Source organism: Rhodococcus sp. PML026 (assembly GCF_000963615.1).
GTDB lineage: Bacteria > Actinomycetota > Actinomycetes > Mycobacteriales > Mycobacteriaceae > Rhodococcoides > Rhodococcoides fascians.
The window spans coordinates 13,380-25,781 of the sequence record NZ_KQ031368.1 but is presented as its reverse complement, the minus strand read 5'-3'; the positions used below and the strand labels follow the sequence as shown (position 1 = coordinate 25,781).

General features: G+C 64.2%; 12 protein-coding genes. 5 read left to right on the top strand and 7 right to left on the bottom strand.

The window, feature by feature from the left end; translation table 11 throughout:
* Positions 1-12 precede the first annotated feature (12 nt).
* Entirely contained in the window at positions 13-1,638 is a 1,626-nt protein-coding gene (locus VF34_RS03040) for a long-chain fatty acid--CoA ligase (RefSeq protein ID WP_045840920.1), read from the bottom strand.
* 106 nt (positions 1,639-1,744) lie between these two features.
* Between VF34_RS03040 and VF34_RS03035 the strand changes: the two genes are divergently transcribed.
* Positions 1,745-2,143, top strand: a complete 399-nt coding sequence (locus tag VF34_RS03035; protein WP_032375218.1) for a PPOX class F420-dependent oxidoreductase — start codon at positions 1,745-1,747, stop codon at positions 2,141-2,143.
* 7 nt (positions 2,144-2,150) lie between these two features.
* Here VF34_RS03035 and VF34_RS03030 read toward each other — a convergent pair whose 3' ends face one another.
* The 4 genes from VF34_RS03030 to VF34_RS03015 all read right to left on the bottom strand — a co-directional run bounded on the left by VF34_RS03030 (position 2,151) and on the right by VF34_RS03015 (position 6,602).
* The gene (locus tag VF34_RS03030) at positions 2,151-3,206 is read right to left on the bottom strand and encodes an alpha/beta hydrolase (RefSeq protein ID WP_052718563.1); all 1,056 of its coding nucleotides are present in this window, start codon (positions 3,204-3,206) and stop codon (positions 2,151-2,153) included.
* Between the two features lie 69 nt (positions 3,207-3,275).
* Positions 3,276-4,160, bottom strand: coding sequence for a tagatose-bisphosphate aldolase (locus VF34_RS03025; protein ID WP_045840796.1), 885 nt, complete (start codon positions 4,158-4,160; stop codon positions 3,276-3,278).
* A 71-nt stretch (positions 4,161-4,231) separates the two neighbouring features.
* On the bottom strand, positions 4,232-5,587 hold the full coding sequence (locus VF34_RS03020; RefSeq protein WP_045840795.1) for an FGGY-family carbohydrate kinase: 1,356 nt from the start codon (positions 5,585-5,587) through the stop codon (positions 4,232-4,234).
* Positions 5,588-5,597: 10 nt separating this feature from the next.
* Positions 5,598-6,602, bottom strand: coding sequence for a LacI family DNA-binding transcriptional regulator (locus VF34_RS03015; RefSeq protein WP_045840794.1), 1,005 nt, complete (start codon positions 6,600-6,602; stop codon positions 5,598-5,600).
* A gap of 74 nt (positions 6,603-6,676) precedes the next feature.
* Between VF34_RS03015 and VF34_RS03010 the strand changes: the two genes are divergently transcribed.
* Positions 6,677-7,249, top strand: a complete 573-nt coding sequence (locus tag VF34_RS03010) for an AAA family ATPase (protein ID WP_082079125.1) — start codon at positions 6,677-6,679, stop codon at positions 7,247-7,249.
* Here the strand turns inward: VF34_RS03010 and VF34_RS03005 are convergent.
* Both VF34_RS03005 and VF34_RS03000 read right to left on the bottom strand, forming a co-directional pair.
* Positions 7,242-8,249, bottom strand: a complete 1,008-nt coding sequence (locus VF34_RS03005; RefSeq protein ID WP_032383247.1) for a LacI family DNA-binding transcriptional regulator — start codon at positions 8,247-8,249, stop codon at positions 7,242-7,244. The two genes, VF34_RS03010 and VF34_RS03005, sit on opposite strands and share 8 nt — an antisense overlap.
* Positions 8,250-8,279: 30 nt before the next feature.
* On the bottom strand, positions 8,280-9,002 hold the full coding sequence (locus VF34_RS03000) for an SDR family oxidoreductase (protein ID WP_045840792.1): 723 nt from the start codon (positions 9,000-9,002) through the stop codon (positions 8,280-8,282).
* A 406-nt stretch (positions 9,003-9,408) separates the two neighbouring features.
* On the opposite strand from VF34_RS03000, the gene VF34_RS02995 reads away from it, so the two are divergent.
* From VF34_RS02995 to VF34_RS02985, 3 genes are read left to right on the top strand one after another with little or no spacing between them, the layout of a single operon-like run.
* A complete protein-coding gene (locus tag VF34_RS02995) occupies positions 9,409-10,188 on the top strand; it encodes an ATP-binding cassette domain-containing protein (protein ID WP_045840791.1) in 780 nt (259 codons plus the stop codon).
* The gene (locus VF34_RS02990) at positions 10,185-11,282 is read left to right on the top strand and encodes an ABC transporter permease (protein ID WP_032364378.1); all 1,098 of its coding nucleotides are present in this window, start codon (positions 10,185-10,187) and stop codon (positions 11,280-11,282) included. The genes VF34_RS02995 and VF34_RS02990 overlap by 4 nt, the downstream gene beginning before the upstream one ends.
* Positions 11,283-11,336: 54 nt before the next feature.
* Positions 11,337-12,308 (top strand): ABC transporter substrate-binding protein, encoded by a 972-nt coding sequence (locus VF34_RS02985; RefSeq protein WP_032368947.1) that lies wholly within the window; start codon positions 11,337-11,339, stop codon positions 12,306-12,308.
* The last annotated feature ends 94 nt before the right edge of the window (positions 12,309-12,402 follow it).

The following is a 12,402-nucleotide window of genomic DNA, read 5'->3' as shown; positions in this document are numbered from 1 at the left end:
TATCGGCTGGAGCTAGACCAACTCGATGACCTCCAACGCACCGTCGGCGTGGGAACTCCGCAGCCTCTTCTTGTCGTACTTGCCGACGCTCGTTTTCGGGACCTCGTCGATGAAGGTCCATCGTTCCGGCAACTGCCAATGCGCGACGCGGCTGTCGAGGAACTCTTTCAATTCTTCGGCCGTCACCGACGCACCCTCGCGCACGACGACAGCGACCAGTGGCCGCTCGTCCCACTTCGGATCGGGCACACCGATGACCGCGGCCTCGCGAACGGCCGGGTGTCCCATCACCTGGTTCTCTAGTTCCACCGAGGAGATCCATTCACCGCCGGACTTGATGATGTCCTTGGAGCGATCGGTCAGGCGGAGGTAGCCGTTCTCGGAGATGGTGCCCACGTCACCGGTTCGCAGCCAACCGTCGTCGAACTTGTCGTCCGCGTCGGCGCGGTAGTAGCTGCCGGTGATCCACGGGCCACGGACCTCGAGCTCGCCGACGGTCTTCCCGTCCCACGGCAGGACCGTTCCGGCGTCGTCGACGAGTCGTGCCCGAACTCCGGCAACGAATCTGCCTTGTGTGCAACGTAAGTCGAACTCGTCCTCCGGCGACAGTCCTGCGTCGGGCCTACCGGAGGTGCCGAGCGGTGACGTCTCGGTCATGCCCCATGCCTGCGAGATGTGGACGCCGTACTTCTCGTGGAATGCCTTCATCAGACTCGGTGGGCATGCGGCACCGCCGACCACCACATCACGCAGACTCGACAGATCCGCCGGATGCTCGTCCAGATGAGCGAGCAGGGCCTGCCAGATCGTCGGGACAGCAGCCGCCGCCGTCGGACGAAGCGTCGACATCATCTCTGCCAACGGAGCCGGCTGCAGAAACCTGTCGGGCATGATCAGGGACGCACCGACCATCAGCGCCGCATACGGGAGCCCCCACGACATCGCGTGGAACATCGGCACGATGGCCAACACCTTGTCGGACTGCGCAATTGCCATTGCGTCGGTCATGCACGCCTGCATGGAATGCAGGTAGATCGAACGATGCGAGTACACGACCCCCTTGGGATCACCGGTGGTGCCCGAGGTGTAACACATTGCGGCAGCTGACCGTTCGTCGAGTTCGGGCCAATCGAACTCCTCCGGGTTGCCCGCCAGCAGGTCCTCGTAGCCGAGCACCTCGATACCGTCGGGTGCAGTGACCTGCGCCGGGCCGACCCCAACGACCACGAGGTGTCGCACGGTCTCGAACGTCGGCAGCAACGGCGTCAGCAGGGGGAGCAGACTCGCGTCGGCGATGATCACCTGATCCTCGGCATGATTGACGATGTAAGTGAGCTGCTCGGGGAAGAGTCGGATGTTCAGGGTGTGCAGCACTGCGCCCATCGCCGGAATCGCCATGTAGGCCTCCATGTGCGGGGCGTTGTTCCACATCAATGTCGCGACTCGCTGATCATCGTCGATCCCTATCGACCTCAGGCCGTGAGCCAATTGTGCTGCCCGCCTGCCCAACTCCCCGAATGTCACCGTGGTGGGGCCGGTGTCGGTCCACGTGGTGATCTCGGCCGAGGAGTGGATGGACGTCCCGAATCGAACCAGCTGGCCGATGGACAGTGGGGTGTCCTGCATGGTGCTCTTCACGACGATCTCGCTTTCGATGTCCCGGCGCGGCTGCACGTCGTTGTGCTCCGCGTCACAACATGCACACTACGGACTCGACGCGAGGAGGGTGCGTAACTTGGTACTCATGGCCACTACTTCGGATGACGCTCGTGCCCTCGGCGACGAGGCATTCGTTTCGCTCACCACCTTCCGTCGATCCGGTGCGCCGGTATCGACGCCGGTGTGGATCGCCCGAGACGGCGACAACCTTGTCGTCATCACTCCCGCGGACAGCGGCAAGGTCAAACGCATCAGGAACTCCGATCGCGTGGAGCTCCGCCCGTGCAGTCGGCGCGGATCGGTGCCCGATGACGCCGTGGCGGTGACCGGCTCGGCAACCATCGTCACCGGAGACGCCGCCTCGAGACCGACATCGGTACTGAAGAAGAAATACGGCATCGAATACCGCATCGTCATGCTCGTCGAACTGATCATTGCTCGACGCCGCAAGCCGCGGGTGATTCTGTCGATCACCACCGACTGAGGTCGAGCTACTTCAAGGCAGCCTCCACCGCCGCAACGATGTCGACCCAGATCTCTGACGTGGGATCGACGACGGCGAAGTGCCCGCCCGGTCCTTCGACCGAAGCAACGGAATCGGAACTCGCGGATGCGGCAGCGTAGTACGCGCGGCTGATTTCGAGGAGATTGGGATCGTCGGCCACTGCGGACACCACCAGCTGTGGAACGCCGAGGGGCAGTCGAGACATCGGTGACGACTCCTCGTAGATGCGCTGGGCCTCGCCATAGCGGGCACCGATGGCGTTCGATACCGCACCTTCCCCGAGCCACCGCTCGTCGCCGACTTTCAGGTCGAGCACCCCGGCCAGACTCACCGCCAGGGCAGGGGCCACTCGTTCGCCGACAGAATCGGCCGCAAGTCGCAGGGCCAGTTGGCCTCCCGCGGAATGACCCATCAGGACGATTCGAGACAGATCCAGCGAGGCGGGTGCCGTCTCCAGCGCGGCGAGAGCAGCCGCGACATCTTCGGTAGTCGCATCCCACCCGTGTTCGTCGGGTCGGCGGTATTCGACATTCCAGGTGGCGTAGCCGCGTGCGGTCAGATCGACCGCCATCGCATCCATCAGGTCGAATTCCCACCTCGAACGCCAGTATCCGCCGTGAATCAGTACGGCGACGGGGAACGGGCCATCGCCTTCGGGCACCCGCAGTTCGACGCGTTGCTCGGGGTGATCTCCGTACGTCACGATCGTGCCGGGGTGGAAGCGATGAAAGTACACACTGTCGATCGCGAACCGGAGACCGTCGAGACCGCGGCCCCGGATGTGGGCGCGAATATTTTCGGACCGATCCGGCGCGCACTGACCGAAGTCGACGCGAACGACGCTGCTGTACAACGACGTATCGACCTGCGCTCCATCGCCGGGAACGACGACAACCTCATCGGAACCGGTTGCAGCGTCGACAATTCCGCCCGACAGACCGCGGGCGGACAGGGCCCGTGCGACCAGCTCCTGCGCGGTCTGCAGATCGGCGAACACTCCGGGCGCGGCAACGATATCGATGTGCTTCGAGTCTTCCGTCATGGGTTCACGCTACCCAGACGGCGTCGACCGAGCCCGTGTTCGCCCACGGGCTCGGTCGAAGAACGCGAATCAGGCGTCGACGGCCGCGTTCAGCTCACGCAGCCGGGGGAGTGCGCGGTTGGTGAGCAGATCCTCGCGGGTCTCGGCAGAGACAGCCATGCTGTCCTTCCACAGTGACCGGCCTGCCATCGCTCCGCGCGCACCGTTGGCGACGGCGATGCGGACCTGCTCGATGAACGTCTCGTGATCGACGCCCGCTGACAGCACGGCCCACGGAACACCCTGTGCTGCTTCGGTGACGGCAGCACAGGCCTCGGCGGAACCGGGGTAGGGGAGCTTGAGTACCTTGGCGCCGCACTCGACCGAAATGCGCGTGGAGTCGGCAATGATCTTGCCGAAGCCAGCCTTGTAGGCCTCGTCCGACTCGCCTTCGAGCTGGTAGGTCAAGATCTCGACGATGAGAAGCAGACCCTCGGCGGAGCAAGCCTTGACGAGGTCGCGGATCTCCTCGGCAACACGGGAGTCGACGCCCTGCTGCTCGGGGCGCATGTAGAACAGCATCTTTGCGACGTCGCCGCCGAGATCACGCACAACGCGCGGGGTCACGCCGTCGACGAAGCGGGTGTAGCGCAGACCGTCGGTCTCCTCGAAGCCCGACGCATCCATGCCGACCACCAAAGCGGTGCCCCGCGAGAGCACACCGTCGTCGACGATCTTCGGCAGTGCCACCTCCGGGTCCAGCAGGATCGCCGGCGCGTGGTTGCCGAGGTAGCGAACAAGGTCAGCTTTGGCCTCGGCGAGCTGCTCGACGGTGATCGAGCCCGGTCCGTCGACGGCGTCCTTCATGACGGCCTTCATACCGTTGCGCTGATCTCCGGCGACGATGAGCATGTTGCCGCCTTCGGTGGAGATGGCAGCCATTCCGCGACGTTCGAGGGTGGTGAGTTCGTTCATCTTCTTCTCCTGGTGGGGTGTTGGGGTCGAGAGCAGCAGAGACAACGTTGTCTCACTGCAGAAATGTGGGCTCAGATTTCTATGAGCGTCAGTAGTCGGGCCGCGAACAGTGCTGCGCCGTAGGCAGTGTCCTGGGATCTGGTCGAGACCGAGACATCGGGCAGCACCTGAGCCCGGGCATCTCGTACGCTGGCCATGCCGGCCCAGCCGCCGGTGAGCAATGTCGTCCTGGCGGGCGGCACCTCGGCATCGAGTGCGTCGATAAGGCGAGCCACTTCGTTGTTGCCGTGCAACAGAATCGAACGGAACAGCTCGGCCGAATCGATCCCGTCGGTCCGAACCGTGATGGACAGAACGCCGTCGTCGTTGCGGGCACCAGCGATGTCGATACCGCCGTCGGTGAACGGTCCGCCTGCAGGCAGTGCGCACACTCGCTGGTCCAGTAGGTCGCGACCGGCACGATCGCTGATGTCGCACAGCTGCAACGCCCGTCGCATCAGCAAGCCGGTCTTCACTCCCGCGACGAGCACATGTTGGCCCGGAACCACGTGGCGCACCGAGTTGATGAGGTGTTCGGCCAGCCTGCTCCGCGCGTCGGTGGTCAACGGAGTGTCGAGCACCCGCAGCAAAACCTCGGCAGTGCCCATCGACACGTGGTATCGGTCGGGCGGGATAGCTCCGCCGGACACCGCGGACACGAGATGATCGTGACCGGCCACAGTCAGACGAGCGCCGGCGATGGACTCGGGAAGTGTTGAAGCGTCGGCAGTTCCGAGGTCCGTTCCGGCGTCGACCAACGGCGGCATGAAGTCGGCTCCGACACCCAGGTGCGCCAACATCTCCGACCACGGCTCGCCGCTGTCCTGATCGAGTAGTCCGGTGCGCGAACTCAGCGAGTAGTCGGCCACGGCACGACCGCCGAGGGACAGGACGACGAACTCCGGCAGATTGAACCAGCGAAGCCCGTCGAGGCTCAGTCCGTTGTCTCGTAGGTGGGCAATCTTGACGACGGAGACCTGAACGCCGACGGGAAGTCCGGTCTTGCCGGCGAACTGGTCGCGCAATTCGGCCGGCAGGTTGTCGACCTGCTGCTGACCACGCGGGTCGAACCACGCGAAGGCCGATGCCCGGACAACGTTGTCTTCATCGAGAAGAAAGCCCGTCTCACCCATCCCGGACACCGCGATGGCGTCGATGCAGGCGGCTGGGTCACCGGTTGCCTCGGGCAGCCGGCGAGCGACCGCACCGAGTAGGTGTCCGATGGTGGACAACAGATCCTCGGCGGCCAGGTCGGTGGTTCCGCCCGGTCCGTGCCGCCACGGTGTGGGACTCTGCTCGATGAGCAGCTCGGTGCCTGCATCGTCGGTGACGAGTACTTTGACGCCGGTGCTCCCGAGGTCCAGTCCCGCAACAAGTCTGGGGTTCACGGAGTAGTTCTCATTTCTCTACAGGTAGGGGGAGTGCATGTGAAAGTCGTTCCACGAGAGTGGTCGGCGCAATCTGCTGCTCGGGTTCGAGATAGGGATCGTCGAACCTCTGCACCAGGCGGTCGAATGCGAGGGTGCCGATGCGATACGGATCTTGGTCGATACAGGTCACCGACGGGCTGACGGCGTCGGCGAGCGAGAAATTACCGAACGACACCATGGCTACATCGGTGCGACCGATCTCGTGCAGAACCGACACCACAGCGGTCGCGTGTCGTGCGTTGGCGACGAAGAATGCAGTCGGTGGATTGCGCTGCGCCAGTAGCGTCTTCACCACCGGCCGCACCGAATCTGCGGCGTGGGATACCGGAGGGGCGAGCGCGGACTCCGGCTCTTGGCCGAGATCGGCGAGAACGTCGAGGTACGCCTGCCTGCGCAACTGCGCGGTCTGCAGGCGATCGTCGAAGCCGAGCAGAGCAATTCGCGTGTGCCCGCTTGCCACCAACTTCTCGACGGCTCGCTTGGCGGCACCGTAATCGTCCACGATGACAGAATCGAAACCGGTGATCGAGCGGTCGATGGTGACCGTGGGCAGTGTGCGACGCCGAGGTACGAGGAAGTCACTGTGGTCGCCGACCGGCGCGAGGATGATGCCCCGCACGTGTTGTCCGGCCAGGAGGGCCAGCTGATCCCGTTCGCGCTGGGCATCGAAGCCGGTGCTGCCGACGATGACGGCGAGCCCGTGTTCGAGAGCGCGATCTTCGACGGCACTGACCAAGGATGCGAAGAAGACGTCGTCGATGGAGTCGACGACGATCCCGATGGTGTTGCCCGACCCCGATTTCAGCGACCTGGCGGCGGAGTTCGGAACGTAGTTCAGTGTCTGCACCGCAGCCTCGACCCGCTCGCGCAGCTCCGGCAGGACCGTATCCACGCCGTTGACGACGCGTGAGACGGTCTTGAAGCTGACGCCCGCCAAGGCGGCGACGTCTTTGATGCTGGCGCGCTCGGTCACGTGAACTCTCGATCGGAGGAAGTGTGTCGCTGTAGCACGTATGCGAGACAACGTTGTCTTGTATGATTCCCGCTATGCCTCATGTCTGTCAAGACGTCCTCGGAATCGAACGGGAATCCCTGCCGGTCCTGGTGATTGCCGGCGCGGCGGGGAGTGGCAAAACGACGCTGGGTAGGGAGCTGGCGCGCCGTCTCGGTACTGCTCTGCTCGACCTGGACACCCTCACCAATCTGCTACTGGACGAACTGGATTCGCTGATCGAAGGCCCGCACTGGAACAGTGCCGGACCACATTCGGAGCGGATTCGCGCCGGGCGCTACGCCGTGGTGCGCGCCGCTGCCCGGGATCTCGTACAGCTCGGTCAGCGGCCCGTCCTCGTTGCGCCCTTCACCCGCGAATTGACGGGCGCGCCAGAATGGACGCTACTCGTGAACGAATTGTCCCCAGCTGCAACGAAGGTGATCCACGTCGACGGATCGCCGGAGCTCCTGGCGCGACGCCGGGCCGCTCGTGGGGCGGATCGCGATGCCCACCGGCCGGTGGATCCGCCCGTACGGACGCCGCGCATTCCGCACCTACGCGTCGACGCCGAACTGACGACCGCGCAGCAAGCCGATCTCGTGGCCCGAGAACTCGGGCTCAGCTGATGGTGTGAGTGGTTCCGGGAGTGCAGGATTCGCGCTCGATCAACTCGACGCCGAGGATGTTGCGCCGTTTGTAACGGCGCCCGGGATTCTCGATTCGACCCAACAGTCGTTCGATGGCCAGATGGCCGAGTCGAGCCGGGTTCTGATCGATCACCGTCACCGGTGGCATCACTGCGTCGGCGAGGGGAAAGTCGCCGAATCCGACGAACGCCAGATGCAGCAAGTTCATCTGCTGTAGAACAGGCACGCAGGCCATTGCCACTCGCGCGTTCGACAGGAACAGTGCAGTAGGGGGACTGTCGAGTGCGGTCAAGTCGGTCAGTGCCACACGGGCGTCCTCGCGGTCCAGCACACCCAGAGCGACGAGGGCCTCGTCGAATTCGATTCCCCGGGCCTGCAACGACTCTCGATATCCGGCCAAGCGATTGCGGCTGGTCGGAATCCCGGCACTGTCGCCGATCACGGCGATGCGGGTATGACCCAGATCGAGGAGATGATCGGTGGCCAACACCGCCCCGCCGTGATCGTCGTCGACGAAGCTGTCGGCTTTGAGGCCGTCGGGTGCGCGGTCGACGAACACCGTCGGAGTCTTGTCGATCCAGCGCTCCAGATATGCGTGGTCCGCACCCGTCGGCGCGATGATCAAGCCGCTCAACTGTCTACGCAGCAGCGACTCCACCAACGCCTGTTCCTGATCTCCGTCGTGACCGAGGCTGGTGACGAGAACTGCCATGTCGTCCTGGCGGGCCCGTTCCTCCACTGCGCGTGCGATGGAGGAGAAGAAGGGGTCGTCGATATCCGGGACGGCGACACCGATGGCCGCCGTCTGGCCGTTGCGAAAGGAGGTCGCCATCGTGTTCGGCACATAGTTGAGCGACTCGAGCGCTTCGGCAACGCGGGCACGAGTATCGGGATCGACGTGCGGGTCGTTGTTGTACACCCGTGAGACGGTCTTGGCACTGACCTTGGCCAGCGCCGCGACGTCTTGCATGGTGGTCATGATCTACCCCGTCTGCTCGTCCTCGTCCCGTCAGCGACTGGTGTAGCCGCCGTCCACCGGCAACGACACTCCGGTCACCATGGAAGCATCATCGCTCAGCAAGAAGGCAATCGGCGCGGCAATCTCGTCTTCGGTGGCCCAGCGTCCCAGCGGCATCTGCGCCAGGAACGGCTCCTCGATCTCCGGGCGACCCCAGTAGAACGCAGACATCTCCGTCATGACGACCGTCGGGTTCACACCGTTCACGCGGATGCCGTGGCGGCCGAGTTCGAGTGCCGAGACCCGAGTGATGTTGTCCAAGGCTGCTTTCGAGGATCCGTAGGAGATGTGTCCGGTCAGAGCGACGAGACTGGCCTGGCTCGAGACGTTGACGATGGCTCCGGTGCCCGCGGCGATCATGGCGGGGACGGTGTACTTGATGACCAACAGTGCGCCGCGCGCATTGATGGCGATGACCTTGTCGAAGATCGAGATGTCGGTGTCCTGTGGCGTGGCGATCTCGCCGCCGAATCCGGCGCAGTTGACGACGCCGTACAGCTCGAGGCCGGCGACGGCGTCGCGAACACTGTCCTCGGACGTCAGATCGAACGCGAGGGGCGTTGCCCCGGTTTCGTCGGCCAGCTTGTCGAGCGCGTCCACCGACTGGCCCGCCGCGACGACGTCGGCACCGTCGGCCACCAAGCGCCGAACTGTTGCCGAGCCGATGCCTCCGCTGGCACCTGTCACCAAGATCTTGCGGCCGTCGAACTTCATGGGGGTCTACCTTCACTGTTCCGAGTGGTCATGTCATCGGTGTCATCCGTCCCGGAGTGGACGCGTATGTCATCGGTGTCATGGACGGTACCGTAGCGCGTCGTTCCCGTCGCGAAAACGGTGTAGATCGTCCATTTGTCCAGTTCAGAGACGGTACTCCGTGGTCGGATATCGGCCTCGTACTGCGGCGGAATGACTGCCGGGCCGGCAGCCCATGTCACCGGTGACATGAATTTTCGCGAAACACGTGACAATGCGAGTTGTGTGGGTCACACTCGTTAACACAGCGAGCCCCGCAGGGAGCTCGACATGCCGCGCAGGCCCAGTTCTCGAACCGTGCTGCACCGGCGTCGGCGGGGGCGTCCTGTCCCACACCCGAACGTTTCCATTCGACCGAGGAGTACCCATGGCCACCGTTGCACCTGCTGCGACACCGATCCTCGAAGCGAGGGGATTGTCGAGGAGCTTCGGAAACGTGCGCGCCCTCGACGACGCAGACTTCGACATCTACCCGGGTGAGGTCGTCGCCCTCATCGGCGACAACGGCGCAGGCAAGTCCACGATGGTCAAGGCTCTTTCGGGCAGCCTGGCCGTCGACACCGGAGAGATCCTGTTCGACTGCACAGCAGTCGATCTCGACAGTCCGACGGTGGCGGCAGAGCTCGGAATCGAGACGGTGTTCCAGGATCTCGCGCTCGCTCCGCATCTCAACGCGCAACAGAACATGTTTCTCGGACGCGAACTGCCGGCCAAGGGGCCGCTCGGCCGCCTCGGTTTCCTCGACGTCTCCACGATGCGCAAGCAATCACAGGATGCGCTCGACGAACTCGGTGCCACCGTCCGCAGCCTCACCGTCCCGGTGGGATCGATGTCCGGCGGCCAGCAACAGGCAATCGCCATCGCGCGTGCCGTCGCCTGGGCCAAGGGCGTCGTCTTTCTCGACGAACCGACCGCCGCCCTCGGTGTGGTGCAGACGCGCAACGTCCTCGACACCATCCGTCGGGTCGCTGACAGGGGAGTGGCCGTGGTGTTCATCAGCCACTCCATGCCGCACGTGATGGAAGTAGCCGACCGCGTCCAGGTGCTGCGGATGGGCAAGCGCGTGGCCACCCTCGACGCCAAGAACACGACCATGGAAGAACTCGTCGGTGCGATGACCGGCGCAACCACCGGAGCAACACGATGAGCAACCAGACCATCTCCCCATCGCTCGAGCCGTTGCCTCCCGGCGACAGGCCGTCACGGCACACGTTCGATCTCGTCGAGTCGCTCGGAAAATTGGCGCGAGTCCAGGTTTTTCAGATCGTGCTGGTGCTGGCAGCGATCTGCCTGGTGTTCTCGATCATGGCCCCCGGCAGCTTCCCCGAATGGGGCAACATCCGGCAGATCATCCAGAACGTCTCCATCCTGGCCGTCCTCGGGATCGGCATGACGTTCGTGATCGTCACCAGCGGCATCGACCTCTCGGTCGGCTCGGTGCTCGTCTTCTCCGGCGTCGTGTCGGCGAAGACGATGGCCGCGATCGGCGGCGACGGCTGGGGAGTGGCGGCCGTCGGCATCGTGGTGGCGCTGGGATGTGGCCTGTGCTGGGGTCTGCTGAACGGATTTCTGATCGGTAAGGCGAAAGTGCCTCCGCTGATCGTCACACTCGGCACACTGGGCGGGGCGCTCGGTCTGTCGCAGGTCATCACCGGCGGCGTCGACATCCGCGACGTACCACCGGTTCTCGTCGACACGATCGGCTACGGAAACCTGCCTGCCACCACCATCCCGTTGATCTCGAGCATCGCCTTGGTGCTGGTCGTTATCTTCGGAATCGTTCTGCACCGCACCAAGTTCGGCCTCTACACCTTTGCCGTCGGCTCCAAGGAGCAATCCGCTCGCCGCGTCGGCATCAAGGTGGACATGCATCTGGTCAAGATCTACGCGCTCTCCGGCACCCTCGCCGGATTGGCGGGCATACTGTCGCTGTCTCAGTACGGCACCACCGCGATCGCCGGCCAGTCCCAGACCAACCTCAATGTCATTGCGGCAGTGGTCATCGGTGGAACCAGCCTGTTCGGCGGCATCGGCACCATGTTCGGCACCGTCGTCGGTTTGTTCATTCCGGCCGTACTGCAGAACGGCTTCGTCATCGTCGGAGTACAGCCCTTCTGGCAGCAGGTAGCTGTCGGTGCCGTTCTCATCGCCGCGGTGTACTTCGACCAACGTCGACGCGACGCTGCAAGTCGAGGCCAATCGCCCAGCTCCCTCAAGAGACTCTGGTCTCGAAGTCCCTAGCTTCGGACCGGCCCTGAACTCCCTCACTCGCAACCCTTTACAAGAAAGTCGACCATGATCACATCACGCACCGCCGTCGTTGCACTGAGTGTCGCTTCGGTCTCCGCCATGTTCCTGGCGGGTTGTTCGTCCGACTCCGGAAGCGGTGGCGGCAGCGGCAAGATCGCCTTCATCCAGGGCGTCAGCGGCGACGAGTTCTACATCAGCATGCAGTGCGGAATCGAGGCCGCGGCCAAGGACGCAGGCGTCACCGTCGACACCCAGGGGCCGGTGAAGTTCGACCCGACGCTGCAGAAGCCGATCGTGGATTCGGTTGTGGCATCACGGCCGTCGGCCATTCTCATCGCGCCCACCGACGTCGCCGCCATGCAGGCACCCCTCGAGGCAGCCTCGAAGGCCGGTATCAAGGTCGTCCTCGTCGACACCACTCTCGAAGATCCGTCCATCGCGGTCTCCTCCATCTCGTCCGACAACAAGGGCGGTGGCGCAGAGGCATTCAGCGCCATCGAGCGGCTCAGCCCGGCAGGCGGCAAGGTACTGGTGATCTCGACCGATCCGGGAGTCTCCACCGCCGACGCCCGAGTGGAAGGCTTCGAGGAAGCCGTCGGAGCGAACTCGGCCTTCGATTACCTGGGCGTGCAGTACAGCCACAACGATCCGGCCGAAGCAGCCCGTCTGGTCTCGGCCGCACTGGCCAAGGACCCCGACATCGTCGGCATCTTCGCTGCCAACACCTTTGCGGCCGAAGGCACCGCAACCGGAGTTCGGCAGGCGGGCAAGCAGGATCAGGTCAAGATCGTCGGCTTCGATGCGGGCCCGGCGCAGGTCAAGCAGCTTCGTGAGGGAACGGTGCAAGCACTGATCGCTCAGCAGCCCGGCACCATCGGCACCGATGGCGTCGAGCAGGCCATGGCGGCCATCGACGACAAGCCGGTCACCGCCGAGATCTCCACCGGTTTCCACGTCATCACCGCCGACAACATCGACGGCGAAGGCGCACAGTACGTCTACAAGTCGTCCTGCTGATTCACCCCTGAACTGCGGTGGTGCTCCTGGTGGCAGAACCTGCCCGGGAGCGCCACCGCTCACCACGTCCGTTTCATCTTCAGCCGACTCGAGG